The organism is Qipengyuania qiaonensis (assembly GCF_019711515.1).
Classification (GTDB): domain Bacteria; phylum Pseudomonadota; class Alphaproteobacteria; order Sphingomonadales; family Sphingomonadaceae; genus Qipengyuania; species Qipengyuania qiaonensis.
Map to the genome: position 1 here is coordinate 252199 of NZ_JAIGNO010000001.1, position 16851 is coordinate 269049.

Below are 16851 nucleotides of genomic sequence, written 5' to 3' on the forward strand. Positions count from 1 at the left end.
AGCGGCTTCGCCGCCGTTGCTCCCTAGCTTCCTCTGCGCCTCTGCGTGAAACAACCCGGCGCCACGGCGCATAAAGAATTTCCGTTTCGATCCGCGCGTGCGATCCTGTAGGCTTGCCCGATCCACACAAGCATAACCGGACCGACACCATGCCTGCCTATCGTTCCCGCACCACCACCCACGGCCGCAACATGGCCGGCGCGCGCGGATTGTGGCGCGCGACGGGCATGAAGGACGGCGACTTCGGCAAGCCGATCATCGCGGTTGTGAACAGCTTTACCCAGTTTGTCCCCGGACATGTCCACTTGAAGGATCTGGGCCAGCTGGTCGCGCGCGAGATCGAGGCGGCGGGTGGCGTGGCGAAGGAATTCAATACCATAGCTGTCGATGACGGGATCGCGATGGGCCATGACGGGATGCTCTATTCGCTTCCCAGCCGCGACCTGATCGCCGACAGCGTCGAATACATGGTCAACGCCCATTGCGCCGATGCCATGGTGTGCATCTCCAACTGCGACAAGATCACGCCCGGCATGCTGATGGCGGCAATGCGGCTCAATATCCCGGCGGTGTTCGTTTCCGGCGGGCCGATGGAAGCGGGCAAGGTCGTGGTGAAGGGCAAAGAGGTGGCGCTCGACCTCGTCGATGCCATGGTCGCCGCGGCCGACGAGGCCTATACCGACGAGGAAGTGACCGCGATCGAGCAGAATGCCTGCCCGACCTGCGGATCTTGCAGCGGTATGTTCACTGCCAATTCGATGAATTGCCTGACCGAGGCGCTCGGCCTTTCATTGCCGGGCAATGGTTCGACGCTGGCCACCCATGCCGACCGCAAGAACCTGTTCGAGCGAGCGGGGCGGCTCGTCGTGACGCTGGCGAAACGTTATTACGAAGAGGACGACGAGAGCGTGTTGCCTCGCTCGATCGCCAGCTTCGAAGCGTTCGAGAATGCGATGAGCCTCGATATCGCCATGGGCGGGTCGACCAATACCGTACTGCATCTGCTCGCCGCCGCGCATGAGGCGGGGGTCGATTTCACCATGCAGGATATCGACCGGTTGAGCCGCAAGGTGCCGTGCCTCAGCAAGGTCGCGCCGGCCAAAAGCGACGTGCATATGGAGGACGTCCACCGCGCGGGCGGGATCATGGCGATCCTCGGCGAGCTGGAGAAGGCCGGCCTGCTCCACACCGCGCTGCCGACCGTGCATAGCCCGACCATGGGCGATGCGCTGGACGATTGGGACATCGGCCGCACACAGAACAACAAGGTGCGCGAATTCTTCTCCGCTGCGCCGGGCGGGGTGCCGACCCAAACCGCCTTCAGCCAGTCACGCCGCTGGGAAGAACTCGATCTCGATCGCGAGGGCGGGGTGATCCGCAGCGCCGAGCATGCCTTCAGCAAGGACGGGGGTCTGGCGGTACTCTACGGCAATATCGCGCGCGACGGCTGCATCGTGAAGACCGCGGGCGTGGACGAGAGCATCCTGACCTTTGCCGGCCCCGCCAAGGTCTATGAAAGCCAGGACGATGCGGTGACCGCGATCCTTACCGGCCTGGTCGTCGAAGGCGATGTGGTGGTGATCCGCTACGAAGGGCCGCGTGGCGGGCCGGGAATGCAGGAAATGCTCTACCCCACCAGCTATCTCAAATCGAAGGGCCTGGGCGCGGCTTGTGCTCTGCTGACGGATGGCAGGTTTTCCGGCGGCACTTCGGGCCTGTCGATCGGCCACGTCTCGCCCGAAGCGGCGGAGGGTGGAGAGATCGCGCTGGTGGAGGAGGGGGATCGGATCGAGATTTCGATCCCGGAGCGGACCATCAACCTCGCCGTGCCCGACGAAGTGCTGGCCGAACGTCGCGCTGCCATGGAGGCGAAGGGCTGGGCTCCTGCCAAACCGCGCGAACGCCGCGTGTCGCCCGCGCTCGAGGCGTATGCGGCGATGACCACCTCGGCAGCCAGAGGCGCTATCCGCGATGTGGGTCAACTGAAGGCGCGCTGAGGCTTGCCCCCACGCGCCGCGCGTGGCAGCGGCGTCAGATGGCGCGAGTTTCACACAATCTGCAGGCTACGGCAGTATGCGCCGCAATGTGCCTTTCGGCCTGCAGTGGCGATGCTTCTCCGACGATTGCCGAGCAGGGCGGCGAAACGGTCGATTGTGCAATTGCCGGGGCCGGCGATTTCGGCCCGGATTGCCGCATGATCCAAACTCAAGCGGACGATACTGTCGTCACGGTGATTCTCCATCCCGATGGTGGCTTTCGCCGTTTCGAAACGGCGAGCCCGTTCGTCGTGCGCGATGGCGCGCTGGAGGCTCGTACCGCTGTCGACGGCGAGTATCTCGTCCTGACCGTCGACAGCGATCGATATCGCTGGCCGAAGGATCGTTGGGGTGAGTGAACCCGTCCTTACCGTTGCCGAGATGCGCGCGGCCGAGAGGGCGACGATGGATGGCGGAACCAGTGAATGGGAGCTGATGCAGCGCGCCGGGCAGGGGGCCGCACAATGGGTCATGCGCGTTGCCGGGGGGCGCCCGGTCACGGTGCTGTGCGGTCCGGGCAATAATGGCGGCGACGGGTATGTGATCGCCGAGGTCCTTCGGCGGGACGGCCACGAGGTGCAGGTGATTGCTCCGATCGAGGCTACGGCCAAAACCGCGCGCATAGCGCGAGCGCATTTCGGCGGTGAAGTCGTGGCGGATGGGACGCCGCGTGGCGCCGTGGTGGTCGATTGCCTGTTCGGCTACGGACTTACCCGGCAGGTCGAGGGCAGTTTTGGGAAACTGCTCGAGAAACTGGACGCATACGATTGTTATAAAATAGCAATCGACGTTCCAAGTGCAGTGGATAGCGATACCGGAACCGTGCTCGGGCCGCTGCCGCGATACGACCTTACACTGGCTCTCGGGGCATGGAAGCAGGGACATTTCCTGATGCCGGCCATGGCGTCGATGGGCGCGAAACGTCTGGTATCGATCGGTCTCGATATCCGCAGCACGTCGTTCGCGGTCTCCACCAGCCCGCATATCGCTCCCCCGCCATCGGACGCGCATAAGTATCGGCGCGGATTACTGGCCATCGTCGCGGGTGCCATGCCCGGAGCGCCGATGCTCGCTGTGGAGGCCGCGATGCGCGCCGGGGCGGGCTATGTGAAGCTGTTGAGCGAACGTCCGCATCCCGAAGCCCCAGCGGAATTGGTCGTCGAGCAGGACGATCTGGCCGCAGCCCTGTCCGACGAGCGGATCTCCGCGCTACTTGTCGGCCCCGGGCTGGGCCGGGACGATACGGCCCGCAAACGGCTCGCCAGGGTTCTGGCAAAGCGAAAGCCGACAGTGCTCGATGCCGATGCTCTGCATCTGCTGGGCCCCAGACTGCTGGACAGCGTCGACGTCGCGACCTTGTGCCTCACCCCGCATGAGGGCGAGCTGGCCAGCCTGTGTGAAACCTTCGACATCGCGGCGGAAAGCAAGCTCGAACGTGCGCGCGCCCTGCATGACATCACCGGAATGACCGTACTCGCCAAAGGGCCCGACACCATCCTCGTGAGTGACGCCACGACGCGCTTCTTCCCGCAAGGGTCCAGTTGGCTCTCGACCGCAGGAACGGGCGATGTGCTGGCCGGCATCGTGGCGTCACGCCTCGCGGTTCATGGCGAGCCGCTCCGCGCTTGCGAAGAAGCTGTGTGGCTGCATCACGAAGCGGCGCGTCTGGCATCCCCGGCATTTTCCGTCGGAGACCTTGCCAGATCGGTGAAACCGGCCATGGCGGCATTCCTGTGAGCGAGACCGAAACCATTATCCGCATCGCGGCGCGCGGGGATGGCGTCACGGATTCCGGTCGGCATGTCGCAGGCGGGGCGCCGGGCGACGTCGTCACGGCAGACGGCACGCTGACGCCGGGGCCACACCATGCCACCCCGCCGTGCCGACATTTCGCAATCTGCGGCGGGTGCCAGCTGCAGCATGCCGACGAGGAGGCGCTACGCCAGTTCGTCACCGACCGCGTGGTGCACGCCGCCGAGGCGCAGGGTTTGTCGGTCGGGGAGGTCCTGCCGACGCATCTGTCGCCGCCATGGTCGCGCCGCCGAGCTACGCTTCATGCGCTAAGGACCGTCCAGGGCGCCGTGCTGGGGTTCCGCGAGAGCGGATCGCACCGCATCGTCGATATGCGGGAATGCCATATCCTCCTGCCCGAACTGTTCGCCCTTGTCGCGCCGTTGCGGAAACTCGTCGGCGAACATGGCGGCCGACAGGTGGTCGATATCGAGCTGACGCTGGCCGATCAGGGTATCGACTGCATGCTGAAGGGCATCGAGGCCGAGGGGCTGGCCGCTACCGAAGCCCTGCTCGACTTTGCCCGAGAGAATTCGCTTGCGCGCCTGTCGCTCGATCGCGGTTATGGGCCGGAAACGACGTGGGAGCCAGAACCGCTGACCGTCACTTTCGGCGACATTCCGGTGCCGTTCCCGCACGGAAGCTTTCTCCAGCCCACCAGCGATGGCGAGCAGGCCCTCGTCCGTGACGCGACCGACTTGCTCGAGGGGGCATCCAGCTTTGCAGACCTGTTCTCGGGCCTCGGAACATTCGCTTTCGCGCTGGCCGGCCCGCGCAAGGTTCTGGCCGTCGAGGCGGCGCGCGATGCACATCTGGCCTGCAAGGCGGCCGCCAATATGCGGCAGGCGCCCGTCCTTACCCTCCATCGCGATCTGTTCCGCAATCCGCTCCAGCCCGACGAAGCGGGACGGTTCGGCGGACTTCTGCTCGATCCTCCGCGCGCCGGGGCACGGGAGCAGGTCGCGCAGATTGCCGCCAGCCAAGCGAGCCGCGTTGTATATATCAGCTGCAACCCTGTCAGCTGGTCACGCGATGCGAAGGTCCTGACCGATGCCGGGTTCCGGCTCGAGAAGCTGCGGCCGGTCGGACAGTTTCGCTGGTCGACCCATGTCGAACTGACCAGCTACTTTACCCGTTAGCCGCGCAACGCTTCGAGGATTTGCGTGCGCAACCAGGCGCTCGCTTCTGTGGAAGAATACGCATGGTCGGCGCCCGAACAGCGCCTGATCCGCGGGTCTTCTGCGTCCCATCGCTCGGCAAATACCTGCGCGGTGCGGTCGGCATCCGCGAGAAGAATACGGATGGGACCGGCGAATCCGGCGATGCCCTCGCGCATTTCCCCCGCGAGCGAGGACGGTGCCGACTGCTTTTTCGATGCCTGACGCAATCCGCGCGCGAGCTTCTTCAGGTCGACCTGCCCGGAGGCCAGCCTCAACAATTCGCGCGGGTTTTTGAGCTTCTCGACATAGCGTGAACGCACGGCCGCTGGCGGAGGGGTATCGTCCTCGCCGTCCTCGATGGTCCACGGATTGCTCAGCACCAGCCCGTCGCATTCGGCACCGCCGGCGAGCATCAGCGCGCTGGCCGCATCGCAATTGCCGAAGCCGATCACCCGGTCGACCTGCAGCGCGAGTGCACGAAATGCATGAAGTGCGGTAGCTATATCTTTGCGAGATCTGCGAAATTCGCGGTTCTCGCCTTCGCTGTCACCGATCCCGCGTCGGTCGAAGCGAACCACCGGAAAGCCGGCTCGCGCAATTTCCGCAGCAAGCCGGGCCTGCGAATTGAAGGCCCCGGCGCGGATTTCGTTGCCGCCGCTCACCAGCAGCAGTCCGGTCGTACCGGGCGCGCTATCGAGCGTCGCACCGCAGCGCGCGCCCTGGCATTCGAAGGAGAAGGCCAGACGCTTCACGCGCCGGGGGCCTCTGCCGCGATCATGGCAACGATGGCGTCGGCCTGTGCGGGATCGTGATCGTTTTCGGCGCGCAGCCAGAGCGGTTTGCCGCCCACGTCCGCCTGTTCGACAATCCTGTATCCCGATGGTGCAGCAAATTCGGTCGCCTCGATTTCGCAAACGAGCTCCGGCCCAAGCGACCATCCGGCCAGATCGATACCGTTTTCCCGCGCGACTTCCATCAGCGCATCGGAACTCTCTTCGCGCCCAGCCTCTTTCGCGCTCAGTATGCGGGCGCGCAGCATGCTGCGCAGCACCTGTTGCGGCTTCGCCGGTGCGTACAGCCAACCGGCGCCATCTTCGGGCACGAGCCAGCAGCCGGACCGGACGGCAAGGATATCGGTCGCCCGGAAGTTTGCGGCAGCTGCGGCCACGCCGGCCCGCCAATGCGCAAGCGACTGTTTGTCGAAAGGTGCCAGACTCTCGTTGCAGCCCGGCAGGTCTGGGAGGAAACTGTCGATCCCGCGACTGTTCAGTTTCCGCATGATTTCAGCAATTTGGTGCCGAAACTTGTTCGCCTCATCGAATAACGGGCCGACGATCAGGAGCCGCTTCGCGCGCTTGGCATCGAAGCTCAGGACCATTTCCTCGCCGATGTGGCCATCCGGCATCGGGCAAGGCCATGTAGCGTACATGCCGGACGTCAGCTTTCGATCACCTTGGCTTCGGCGAAGGCTAGCAGACCGCTATAGCTTTCCAGCATCTCGCCATCGACATCCTCGTCCTCGATGACGATATCGAGGCGATCCTCCATCTCGGTCAGCAGACCTGCGACCGCCATGGAATCGAGTTCGGGCAGATGGCCGAACAGCCCGGTGTCGCCATCGAACCCATCGACCTGCGCCTGGTCGAGCCCGAGAACGTCCCGCAGGATTGCGCGCAGCGTCTGGTCGATATCGCTGCGGCTCGGCCCGGTCGGCTCGGCTTGTGCAGTTTCGGCGGTCATTCCTTGGGGTTCCCCTCCTTGGCAGGCGATGCCCTTAGCCGGGCCGATTATGCGGTGCAAGGTGGCGCACCAGCGCCTTGCCGATGGTGCGCCAGGCGCGCGGCTGCCGCCAATCGAGGCAAGTCAGACGATAGCGTGGGCGGTTCTGCTCCATCCAGTCGCGTTTATAGGCGTCGCTACCCGTACCGAAATCGACCAGATCGACCCCGTCGATATCGATCACATGCTCGAACAGGGCAGCGCTGAGCGTGGTACCGGCCGAAAGCGGTCTTGCCGCCTCGATATGGGCGAGTTTGTGGATATAGGCTGTGCCCTTTTCGACCGTCCAGAACTGCGCCGCGACGGGGACGCCATCGGCGCGAGCGATGCCGAGGCGAATGCGGCCATTATTGCCTTCGGCGCGGGCGAATGCTTCGAGTACGTCGGAACGCTCTTCCTCCGGTTTCCAGCTTTCGGCGTAGATAGCCTGATAGTCGGCCCAGGCCCGTTCGTCGAAGCGGGAGAAAATTTCGACCTCGATCTTCCTGGCCTTGCGCTTGAGCGTGGTCCGCATCTTGCCCGGGCGGCCCGCCCAATACTCGGCGAAACTGCGACCTGCCACGGGAAGAACATGGTTCTCGTCGCACTGTTCGCGGATAACCAGCCACCCAGCCTCGCGAAACGCGACTTCGGTCCGCCCTGCGCTTCCATCGTCATCGGGGAGCGGGGCGAGCATGACCATGTATGTCCGCCGTCGAAGATCGCGGGCGATGGTCTGCAGCAATTCGCCCGAAGCGCCGATCGGTCGCCAGACGAAGCTGAACCAGGAAGTGAGGGCTTCGAGGCCGTCCTCACCCCGTTGAAGAGGCAGCAGGACTCGCTCCGTGCCGTCCTCCGCCATGGCGAAGAGCGGTCGTTCGAGTAGCGCGAACCATTCCAGCCTGTCGAAAGGCCCCGGCGCGGGCCAATCCAGCCCTTGCAGTTTGGTAACCGTCTCGTGATAGCTGACCGCGATGTTCAACGGATTTCCTTCACATCGGAGCGTTAATGCCTGATCCCACGCCATATCCGCTCGATCAACTGGCCGAGCGCGGGAGTGCACAGGCCCCTGCATTGGTGCTGCGCGACCGCACGCTTACCTTCGATGAGTTGAGGAATCGTGTCTCTCTGCTGGCCGGATGGCTCGCAAGCCGCGCCGACAGAGGCGATCGTATCGCCAGCTGGGCGGTAAAGGGCGAGCTGACCTGTCTTCTGCCGCTCGCTGCGGCGAGGGCGGGGCTGGTGCATGTTCCTGTCAACCCGCTGCTCAAACGGGCGCAGGTCGCGCATATCCTTGCCGATAGCGGGTCGGTCCTGCTGATGGGCACCAAGGCGCGTTTGACGTCGCTGGAAGATGGCGACGTGCCGCGGGGATGCGACGTCATCGACGAGAACGACGTCTTTGCGCTGGCCGAGGCGGAAGCGGCGATGCTGCCGCCATCGAACCGCGACCCCGACGAACTGGCCGCGATCCTCTATACCAGCGGCTCCACTGGCAAGCCCAAGGGCGTGATGCTCAGCCATGCGAACATGTGGCTGGGTGCCGTCAGTGTGGCGCATTACCTCGGCATTGCGGCGGATGACGTCGTGCTGGCAGTCCTGCCGTTCAGCTTCGATTATGGGCAGAACCAGCTGCTATCGACCTGGTATGCCGGCGGCTGTGTGGTGCCGCTCGACTACCTTTTCCCGCGCGATGTGGCGAAAGCCTGCGCGAAACATGGCGTCACGACGCTCGCGGCCGTGCCACCGCTCTGGGTCCAACTGACCGAGATCGAGTGGCCGCCCGAAACGATTGCCGGGATTCGCCGCCTGACCAATACGGGCGGCGCCCTGACGCGGGAACTGGTACACGATCTGCGCGCCCTCTTTCCCGATGCACGGTTGTTTCCGATGTACGGCCTGACCGAAGCGTTCCGCTCGACCTATCTCGATCCCTCACTGGTCGATACGCATCCGACCTCGATGGGCAAGGCGATTCCCTTTGCGGAAATCCTCGCGATCGATGACAAGGGCGACGTCTGCGCCGCGGATGAAGAGGGCGAACTGGTTCATTGCGGGCCGCTGGTCGCGCATGGGTACTGGCGGGATCCGGAGCGTACGGCAGCGCGGTTCAGGCCTGCCCCGGCAGCTTCCAAATATGGCGGTATCGCGGTCTGGTCCGGCGACCGGGTGAAGCGCGATGCCGACGGCTTTCTCTATTTCGTCGGACGGCGCGACGCGATGATCAAGAGTTCGGGCAATCGCATCAGCCCGCAGGAGCTCGAAAGCGCGGCGCTGGCGACCGGACTGGTGGCCGAGGCAGTGGCGCTTGGCGTCAAGGACGAGCGGCTTGGCCATGCGATCCATCTCGTGGTCAGGCCTGCACCCCAGGCGGGAGACTACGAGACGGTGTTGCCGAAGGAGCTCAAAAGGGAGTTGCCGAACTTCATGCAGCCGCATGTGATCCACTGGCGTGACACGATGCCCCTCAACCCGAACGGCAAGATCGACCGGACTGCTCTGGCGGCGGAGATCGGTGCATGAAGCCCTTGGGGCCCATCCCGGCCGGTTTCGAGGCGATAGACGGCGAGCTCGCGATCGGCGGCAGGCCGGTAAGCGGATGGGCCGAAGAGGCCGGAAGAACGCCGCTATTCCTGTATTCGCGGGATCGCATCGAGCGCCGCTTTGCTGAATTGCGCGCCGCCATGCCGGAGCAAATAAGGATCAATTATGCGATAAAGGCCAATAGTTTCGCGCCGCTTCTTACTTTCGTTTCGACACTTGCCGATGGGCTCGATATCGCATCTGGCGGCGAGCTGGAGATGGTGCGCGCGGTGGGGTTCGATCTGTCGCGGGTGAGCTTTGCCGGGCCGGGCAAGCGCGATGTCGAACTCGAAGCGGCGATTTCCGCCGGTGTCACGCTCAATCTCGAAAGCGAGGCCGAAGCCGGTCGCGCGATCGCCATTGCCGAACGTCTCGGGGCGAGGCCGCGGCTCGCAATACGCGTCAATCCCGACTTCGAACTCAAGGGGTCGGGCATGAAGATGGGCGGCGGGGCCAAGCCCTTCGGTATCGATGCGGAGCGCGTTCCGGAGCTGATCCGGCACATCGTCGATGCCGGCTGCGACTTTCGCGGGCTGCATATCTTCACCGGGAGCCAGGCGCTGTCGGCCGAAGCGGTCATCGACATGCAGGCGAAGGTGCTCGACTGCGCCGATCGTCTCGCGGGCGAAGCGGACGTGACACTGCCCAAGCTCAATATGGGCGGCGGTTTCGGCATCCCCTATTTCCCGGGAGACGAACCGCTCGATATCGGCAGCGTCGGCGCCGCGCTGGAGCAGCGGTTCACGGAGCTGCCGGAGACGCTGGCCGAAGCTGAACTGTTTATCGAACTCGGGCGTTATCTCGTTGGCGAAGCTGGCGTTTATGTCGCACGCATCGTCGATCGCAAGGTGAGTTACGGCAAGACCTACCTCGTCACCGACGGGGGTCTGCATCACCAGCTTGCCGCCTCGGGCAATTTCGGCACAGTGGTGCGTCGCAACTATCCGGTCGCCATCGCCAGCCGGTTCACCGCGGATGCCGAGGAAGAGGCGAATGTGGTGGGTTGCCTGTGCACGCCGCTGGACCGGCTCGCCGACAAGGCGCACCTGCCACGCGCAGAGGTTGGCGACCTGGTCGCGGTGTTCTGTGCGGGGGCCTATGGCGCGAGCGCATCACCTAGTGCCTTTTTGGGACAGGGGCCCGCAATTGAGATGCTGGTCTAGCGAAAACCCGCTACCCCAAAATTGCCGCGAAATCTGCGGGTTCGACGGCCTATAGCTAACAGTCTGTTCACCTATTTCGGGCAATAGCAATTCCAAACAGGGGACTATCGGGCGGATCGAACGTCCGGCGCTTCCCCGGAAAAATGCCAGGGAAACGAAGAATGCACCTCACCCGAACTGCCACGCTCCTTGCAGGATGCGCTGCTTCCATGCTTGCCTTGGGAGGGTGCGCCAGCACTGGCGGTGCAGAATTGCCCCCTGCAACCTTCGTCGCCATGCAGGAAGGACCGGGCGAGGAATATGTCATCGGCCCGCTGGACGAACTGACAATTCACGTCTGGCGCAATCCCGAACTGGGTGCTGAGAAGATCCAGGTTCGCCCCGACGGCCGGATCACCATTCCGCTGGTCAAGGACATGCCGGCGGTGGGCAAGACGCCATCGATGCTGGAAGAGGATATCCGTCTCCAGCTCAGCCAGTATATCGAAGATCCGCTGGTTTCGGTCATCGTCAACGAGTTCGCGGGCACGTTCAGCCAGCAGGTTCGCATCGTCGGCGCGACCGAGAAGCCCGCATCGCTGCCTTATCGCGCGAACATGACCGTGCTCGACGCGATGATCGCGGTCGGCGGTCTGTCCGAATTCGCCGCCGGCAATCGCGCAAAGCTGATCCGTTTCGACAAGCAGGCCGGCAGCCAGCGCGAATACTCGCTGCGTCTCACCGACCTGCTCAAGCGCGGTGACAGCGAAGCGAACGTGCTCCTCCAGCCGGGGGATGTCATCATCATCCCGGAAAGCACATTCTAAGGGACGCGCCCGGGCATGCAGGAAGTCTTCGACGAAATCCGCAGCGCGCTGCACACGGTGTGGAACCGCCGCTGGGTCGCGCTGGCCGTGGCCTGGGGTGTCTGCATCCTGGGCTGGCTCGCGATCGCCTTCATTCCCAACAGCTACGAGAGCCGTGCGCGGATTTATGTCGAACTGGAGGACGTGCTGTCCGAGCAGCTCGACATTTCGGGCGACGGCAAGCAGGCGATCACCAAGGTCCGCCAGACGCTCGTTAGCGGGGTCAATCTGGAGCGCGTCGTCCGCACGACCAAGCTCGGCGAGAAAGTGGCGACCGACGCCGAAATGCAGACTGCGGTAAAAAACTTGACCGAGAATATCGTGGTCAAGAGCGAACAGGACAATCTGTTCGAGATTACCGCAACGGTGGGCAAATCCAGTCTCAGCGATGCGGAGAACGCGGCTCTGGCCAAAGATGTGGTGCAGAGCCTGATCGACATCTTTCGCGAATCCAACGTTGCCGGCAATCGCGGCGACGTCGCCAGCACGATTACTTTCCTCGACAAGCAGCTCGACGATCGCAAACGCGAACTCGAAGCGGCGGAACAGCGCCGGCTGAATTTCGAGTCGCAATATCCCGACCTCGTCGGAGGGACCGCCAGCGTGACCGGTCGCCTGCAGGGCATGCGGACCGAAATGCGCGGTATCGACGCCGATATCGCAGCAGCCCAGAGTGCACTGGCGGCAATCAACGGGCAACTCACCAGCACGCCGCGTAACATCGTGACTGCCGATAGCGGCGGTGCCCGCAATGCACTCGCACAGGCGCAGTCCCAACTCGCCGCCATGCGTGCACGCGGTTTGACCGACAGCCATCCCGATATCCAATCGCAACGGCGTCAGATCGAAGCGCTGCGCGAACAGGCAGCGGATGAACCGGCGGGCGCGGGTGGATCGCCCAACCCGGCCTATACATCCTTGCAATCGATCCGGGCGGAGCGGCAGGCCAATGTTCAGGCGCTTGAAGCGCGCAAAGCCGCGTTGCAATCGGATATCTCGGCCCTGATCGCAGCACAGGCCGACGAACCGGCCGTGGCCGCCGAAGCCAATCGCATCAGCCGCGACTACCAGGTGCTCAAGGACAAATATGACGAGTTGCTGAGGAACCGCGAGGAAATGCGCCTGCGCGGCCAGGTCGAAACCGAAAGAAGCGCTTTCAAGTTCGAGGTCATCGACCAGCCGACGGCTCCGCGCCGACCGGCGGCTCCCAATCGCCCGCTTTTGCTTTTCGCCGTGCTGATCTTCGGTATCGGCGCCGGTGCGGCAGTGGCCTTCGTGATGGGACAGCTCAAATCGAGCTTCACGACCGCCGAGAAGCTCCAGCGTACACTCGACCTGCCGGTAATCGGCACTATTTCGCGGTCCATGACCGAAGCCGGAAGGCGCAACGAGCAGCTGCGGTTGAAGCAGTTTCTCGCGGGAGCGGGCGGGCTTGGGGCGATCTGCTTCCTGCTGTTGGCAGTCGAGATGATCCAGGTCGGATCGGTAGCCTGAGGGGAGCGTGTCAGTGAACAAGCCCACGAAAATCATACCGACCAAGAGCGGTGTGTCGGCCAAGAAGAGCGGCCCGGCAAAAAAGCGCGTACCCGCCAAGAAAGTTGCATCGGCCAAGAAAGGTGAAGAGAAAGCGAAGCGCACTTCGCTGTTCGAACGTGCCAGCGGCGCGTTCGGTCTGGACAACCTCGCCCCGGCCGCGGTGCCGGACAAGCTGGAAGACGAGAAGGCCAAGAAGTTCGCGCCCAGGCGCGAGCCGGAAAAGCCGTCCGTACCGGAAACACCAAAGCGTCGAGCGTCCGACTGGATCGGCCAACCGGCGGCGCCCGGAAGTGCGATTGCAGCTCCTGCGCCGGTGGCAACTCCGGAGCCTGAGGATCCGGCCGTTATACTGTCGGGCGAGAAGCGCCAAATTGTGCGCTCGCTGCTTCGCGAACAGGGGCTGATCGATCCGGACGGCGGTGCATCGACATTGCTGGAAGAATTCCGCATCGTGAAGCGTCAGGTCCTGTCCGCCGCGAAGGCCGACGGCACACCTCTGTCGCGACGGGTGCTCGTATGTTCGCCGCACACCAATGAGGGCAAGACCTTTTGCGCGCTGAACCTCGCCATGGCGCTGGCAGGCGAGCGCGATATGGAAGTTTTGCTGGTCGACGCCGATTTCGGCAAGCCATCGATCATGGGCAAACTTGGTCTCGAGGCCGGCAAGGGCTTCATGGATGTGCTGGCCGATCCTGCCACGCATGTTGAGGACTTTGTTGTCGGCACCAACATACCGGGCCTGTGGATTCTTCCCGCCGGTAAGCGGACCGGTCGCGACAGCGAGTATCTTGCCAGCGAGCGGACGTGGACGGTGCTCAACCGGCTGACGCGGGGTGCGCCAAACAGGATTCTGGTTTTCGACAGCCCGCCTACGCTCGCGGCCACACCCGCGGCCGAGCTTGCCAAGCATGTCGGTCAGGCATTGCTCGTTGCGCGCGCCGACATGAGCGGTCGTGCTGCTCTGGAAGACGCCATCGATCTTCTGTCGGCATGCCCGGACATCAAACTGTTGCTCAACGACGCGACCTTCAGCCCAAGCGGTCGGAAGTTTGGAAGCTACTACGGATATGAGGAATAAGGCCTTGCCTTGGAGCGAGAAATTCCACCGGCTTGCGCGTTGTGCGTTTGGTGTGGCGCTGCTGACGGCGACCCCCTTGCATGCGCAAACCTACTCGGGCGACGATATCGGCGAGGGCGAAGCCGAAGAGCTATCCAATGGCCGCGACCGGACCAGCATCGATCCGTATATCGAGGCAAATTCGATCGCCAGCTGGCAGATATCCCCGGGTAGCGATGTCGTTACCTATACGCAGCTGGTCGCCGGCGTCGACGCGTCGATCGTGGGCCGCAACAACGGCGGTAGCGTGTCGCTTCGTTACGAACGCAATTTCGCGCATCAATCGGATGTTGCGGATTCGGACACGATTACCGGCATCGCCAGGGGTTATGCATCGATCGTGCCGCGCGTTCTGACCATCGAGGCCGGCGCATTGGCGACAAGTACACGCGTCGATGAGCTGGGCCGGTCGGTCTTCAATCCGACCGTCGATGACGACCTCTCGACCCAGACCTATTCCGTCTATGCTGGCCCGAATCTTCAAACGCGCGCGGGCGATGTCGAAATCAACGCTAATTATCGCGCCGGGTATACGCGCGTCGACGGGCCGGATTTCGTGACGCTTGATGGCACGTCGGCCGATCTCTTCGATGAAAGCGTGACGCATAGCGCCAGTCTGCGTGCCGGAACACGTCCGAATGAACCGTTTCCGGTGGGCGTTGGCGTGGGTGCCGGCTACTATCAGGAAGACGTCTCCAATCTCGATCAGCGGGTGCGCGATGCTTATGTACGCGGCGATGTGACCATCCCGATCACTCCGACGCTGGCCTTCGTTGCCGGAGCGGGCGTGGAGGATGTGGAAGTATCGAGCCGCGATGCCGTGCGCGATGCGGATGGCAATCCGATCCTTGACACAAACGGCCGCTACGTCACCGACGAAGCTAGCCCGCGCACTATTGCTTACGATGCGAGCGGACTGATCTGGGATGTCGGCGTCGTCTGGAGTCCCAGCAGCCGGACCCAGCTCGAAGCGCATTTCGGGCACCGCTACGATAGCGAAACCTATTATGGCAGCTTTAGCTGGCAGCCGAACCGGCGCAGCAATCTCCAGCTTGCGGTCTATGACGGCATTCAGGGGTTCGGCGGACGCCTCAACAATGCGCTTGCGGCACTGCCGACCGATTTCAGCGTGATACGCGATCCCGTTACCGGCGAACTCACCGGTTGCGTCAGCACACTCGACGGTAGCGGCTGCCTCGATGGGTTGCTCGGCTCGCTCCGGTCGTCGGTTTTCCGCGGACGCGGCGTCGTTGCCAGCTATACTCGCGAGGTGGGTCGGATGACGGCGGGCATCGGCGCAGGCTATGACCGTCGCAGGTTCATCGGCGCCCCGGGGACCGTGCTCGAGCTGGCCGACGGCGTGGTCGACGAAAGCTTTTACCTGACGGCAGGCGTATCGGGGCCGGTCGGCGAGCGTGCGTCATTTACGATCAACACATTCGCAAGCTGGTTCGACAGTGGCACGGTGGGAACCGGCGATCTCCGGGTATTCGGCGGTTCGGCAAGCTACACCCGGGAAATCTATCGAAACCTCTCGGCTCGTGCCGCCTTGGCCATTTCGACGCTCGACAGCGATCTCGCCACCGACGACTTAACCACGGCAACGGCTCTTCTCGGCCTGCGTTACGATTTCTGATAGGACGGCGCGTCATGTACGAAGAATTCTACGATTTCAAAGAGCGGCCCTTCCAGCTCACGCCGGATCCTGCGTTCTATTTCGAGAGTCTCACGCACAAGAAGGCGCTGAGCTATCTCGGCTACGGCCTCAATCAGGGCGAGGGCTTCGTCGTGATCACGGGCGAGGTGGGCGCGGGCAAATCGACATTGGTCGCGCATCTCAAGCAGAAGCTCGACGCCGGACGCATGACGGTCGGCGAAGTCGTCACAAGCGCGCTGGACGATGAGGAGATGATCCATGTCGCGGCGCGCAGCTTCGGTCTCGACATTTCGGGCGGCGACAAGGCCGCGGCGTTGGCCGCGATCGAACTGTTCCTTCATGAAGAAGCCCGCAGCGGTCGCCGCGTGCTCCTGATCGTCGACGAAGCGCAGAACCTTTCTATCGGCGCGCTGGAAGAACTGCGCATGTTGTCGAACTTTCAGCTCGGCTCGCACCCGCTTTTGCAGACGTTGCTGCTGGGCCAGCCCGAGTTCAAGCAGCTTCTGGCGCAATCGGACGAACTCGAACAATTGCGGCAGCGCGTTATCGCCTCGCACCATCTCGAAGCGATGCAACCCGGCGAAGTCGAACCGTATGTGTCGCACCGTCTGAATCATGCCGGCTGGAAAGGTCGACCGGGCTTCGGCAATGACATCTGGGTCAAGCTTCACAAGGCCACCGGCGGTATTCCGCGCAAGGTGAACCAGGTGATGACCCGCCTGTTGTTGCTCGGCGCGGTGGAAGAACGCGACAAGATCGATGCCGATATGCTCGATACGGTTATCGAGGAAATGGTGGGCGATGCCGCGCCTGCGGAGGAGGCAGCTTCACGGCCGCGGCCCGATCGCGATCTGCCGGCTGCGGATGCGATTGCGCGCGCCCATGACGAAGCGCGCCGCCCCTCGCCCGAAGGGCAGGTTGCGCCGGCGATGAGCGCCGAAGCACGCGACAAGGGATTGCTGGATCATCAAATCGACGCGATCGAGGCCGCCTTCGCGGACCGCGACAAGCACATGGAGGCGTTGCGCCGCGAGGTCGAGAAACTCGGCAAGAGCAAGGCTTCCGGTGAACTTCCGGAGGATATCGGCCTGCGTCTTGCATCGATCGAAGCACGTCTGGACGAGCAGGAGCGTTCGCTGCGCCATGTATTGACCATGATGATCGACTATTTCGAATCGCAGGGCTCGCGCGCCGCGGCCTGACAT

The 16851-nt window shown here is 63.5% G+C and carries 15 protein-coding genes; 11 read left to right on the forward strand and 4 right to left on the reverse strand.

Annotation, left to right across the window (positions count from 1 at the left end; all coding sequences use genetic code 11):
* The first annotated feature begins 149 nt into the window (after window positions 1-149).
* From ilvD to K3174_RS01240, 4 genes are read left to right on the forward strand one after another with little or no spacing between them, the layout of a single operon-like run.
* The gene (ilvD, locus tag K3174_RS01225) at window positions 150-1997 is read left to right on the forward strand and encodes a dihydroxy-acid dehydratase (protein ID WP_221555010.1); all 1848 of its coding nucleotides are present in this window, start codon (window positions 150-152) and stop codon (window positions 1995-1997) included.
* A 38-nt stretch (window positions 1998-2035) separates the two neighbouring features.
* Window positions 2036-2395, forward strand: coding sequence for a hypothetical protein (locus K3174_RS01230; protein ID WP_221555011.1), 360 nt, complete (start codon window positions 2036-2038; stop codon window positions 2393-2395).
* The gene (locus tag K3174_RS01235) at window positions 2388-3773 is read left to right on the forward strand and encodes an NAD(P)H-hydrate dehydratase (RefSeq protein ID WP_345719556.1); all 1386 of its coding nucleotides are present in this window, start codon (window positions 2388-2390) and stop codon (window positions 3771-3773) included. The genes K3174_RS01230 and K3174_RS01235 overlap by 8 nt, the downstream gene beginning before the upstream one ends.
* Window positions 3770-4966: a class I SAM-dependent RNA methyltransferase gene (locus tag K3174_RS01240; protein ID WP_221555012.1), complete on the forward strand. Its 1197-nt coding sequence runs from the start codon at window positions 3770-3772 to the stop codon at window positions 4964-4966. Before K3174_RS01235 ends, K3174_RS01240 begins: the two co-directional genes overlap by 4 nt.
* Here the strand turns inward: K3174_RS01240 and K3174_RS01245 are convergent.
* From K3174_RS01245 to K3174_RS01260, 4 genes are read right to left on the reverse strand one after another with little or no spacing between them, the layout of a single operon-like run.
* Window positions 4963-5739 carry a hydrolase 1, exosortase A system-associated gene (locus tag K3174_RS01245; RefSeq protein ID WP_221555013.1) on the reverse strand — a complete coding sequence of 259 codons (777 nt, stop codon included), beginning with the start codon at window positions 5737-5739 and terminating at the stop codon, window positions 4963-4965. The genes K3174_RS01240 and K3174_RS01245 overlap by 4 nt on opposite strands.
* Entirely contained in the window at window positions 5736-6392 is a 657-nt protein-coding gene (locus tag K3174_RS01250; RefSeq protein WP_247711802.1) for an alpha/beta hydrolase family protein, read from the reverse strand. Before K3174_RS01250 ends, K3174_RS01245 begins: the two co-directional genes overlap by 4 nt.
* A gap of 32 nt (window positions 6393-6424) precedes the next feature.
* On the reverse strand, window positions 6425-6727 hold the full coding sequence (locus tag K3174_RS01255; RefSeq protein WP_221555015.1) for an acyl carrier protein: 303 nt from the start codon (window positions 6725-6727) through the stop codon (window positions 6425-6427).
* Between the two features lie 34 nt (window positions 6728-6761).
* A complete protein-coding gene (locus K3174_RS01260) occupies window positions 6762-7727 on the reverse strand; it encodes a GNAT family N-acetyltransferase (protein ID WP_247711803.1) in 966 nt (321 codons plus the stop codon).
* Between the two features lie 26 nt (window positions 7728-7753).
* Here K3174_RS01260 and K3174_RS01265 point away from each other — a divergent pair, with 26 nt between their 5' ends.
* The 7 genes from K3174_RS01265 to K3174_RS01295 all read left to right on the forward strand — a co-directional run bounded on the left by K3174_RS01265 (window position 7754) and on the right by K3174_RS01295 (window position 16848).
* Complete coding sequence (locus K3174_RS01265; protein WP_221555016.1) at window positions 7754-9268, forward strand: acyl-CoA ligase (AMP-forming), exosortase A system-associated; 1515 nt, start codon at window positions 7754-7756, stop codon at window positions 9266-9268.
* Window positions 9265-10491, forward strand: coding sequence for a pyridoxal-dependent decarboxylase, exosortase A system-associated (locus K3174_RS01270; RefSeq protein ID WP_221555017.1), 1227 nt, complete (start codon window positions 9265-9267; stop codon window positions 10489-10491). Before K3174_RS01265 ends, K3174_RS01270 begins: the two co-directional genes overlap by 4 nt.
* Window positions 10492-10652: 161 nt before the next feature.
* Window positions 10653-11297: an XrtA/PEP-CTERM system exopolysaccharide export protein gene (locus tag K3174_RS01275; protein WP_221555018.1), complete on the forward strand. Its 645-nt coding sequence runs from the start codon at window positions 10653-10655 to the stop codon at window positions 11295-11297.
* 15 nt (window positions 11298-11312) lie between these two features.
* Complete coding sequence (locus K3174_RS01280) at window positions 11313-12830, forward strand: XrtA system polysaccharide chain length determinant (RefSeq protein ID WP_221555019.1); 1518 nt, start codon at window positions 11313-11315, stop codon at window positions 12828-12830.
* 13 nt (window positions 12831-12843) lie between these two features.
* Window positions 12844-13950: a P-loop NTPase family protein gene (locus tag K3174_RS01285; RefSeq protein WP_345719557.1), complete on the forward strand. Its 1107-nt coding sequence runs from the start codon at window positions 12844-12846 to the stop codon at window positions 13948-13950.
* 52 nt (window positions 13951-14002) lie between these two features.
* Window positions 14003-15625: a preprotein translocase subunit YajC gene (locus tag K3174_RS01290; RefSeq protein ID WP_221555020.1), complete on the forward strand. Its 1623-nt coding sequence runs from the start codon at window positions 14003-14005 to the stop codon at window positions 15623-15625.
* 14 nt (window positions 15626-15639) lie between these two features.
* Window positions 15640-16848, forward strand: a complete 1209-nt coding sequence (locus K3174_RS01295; protein ID WP_221555021.1) for an XrtA/PEP-CTERM system-associated ATPase — start codon at window positions 15640-15642, stop codon at window positions 16846-16848.
* Window positions 16849-16851 lie beyond the last annotated feature (3 nt).

Bases quoted from the DNA above. Each gene is read 5' to 3' on its own strand.
- K3174_RS01265 (WP_221555016.1), top strand. From the start codon at position 7,754: ATGCCTGATCCCACGCCATATCCGCTCGATCAACTGGCCGAGCGCGGG.
- K3174_RS01275 (WP_221555018.1), top strand. From the start codon at position 10,653: ATGCACCTCACCCGAACTGCCACGCTCCTTGCAGGATGCGCTGCTTCC.
- K3174_RS01270 (WP_221555017.1), top strand. From the start codon at position 9,265: ATGAAGCCCTTGGGGCCCATCCCGGCCGGTTTCGAGGCGATAGACGGC.
- K3174_RS01255 (WP_221555015.1), bottom strand. From the start codon at position 6,727: ATGACCGCCGAAACTGCACAAGCCGAGCCGACCGGGCCGAGCCGCAGC.
- K3174_RS01280 (WP_221555019.1), top strand. From the start codon at position 11,313: ATGCAGGAAGTCTTCGACGAAATCCGCAGCGCGCTGCACACGGTGTGG.
- K3174_RS01230 (WP_221555011.1), top strand. From the start codon at position 2,036: ATGGCGCGAGTTTCACACAATCTGCAGGCTACGGCAGTATGCGCCGCA.
- ilvD (WP_221555010.1), top strand. From the start codon at position 150: ATGCCTGCCTATCGTTCCCGCACCACCACCCACGGCCGCAACATGGCC.
- K3174_RS01250 (WP_247711802.1), bottom strand. From the start codon at position 6,392: ATGCCGGATGGCCACATCGGCGAGGAAATGGTCCTGAGCTTCGATGCC.
- K3174_RS01295 (WP_221555021.1), top strand. From the start codon at position 15,640: ATGTACGAAGAATTCTACGATTTCAAAGAGCGGCCCTTCCAGCTCACG.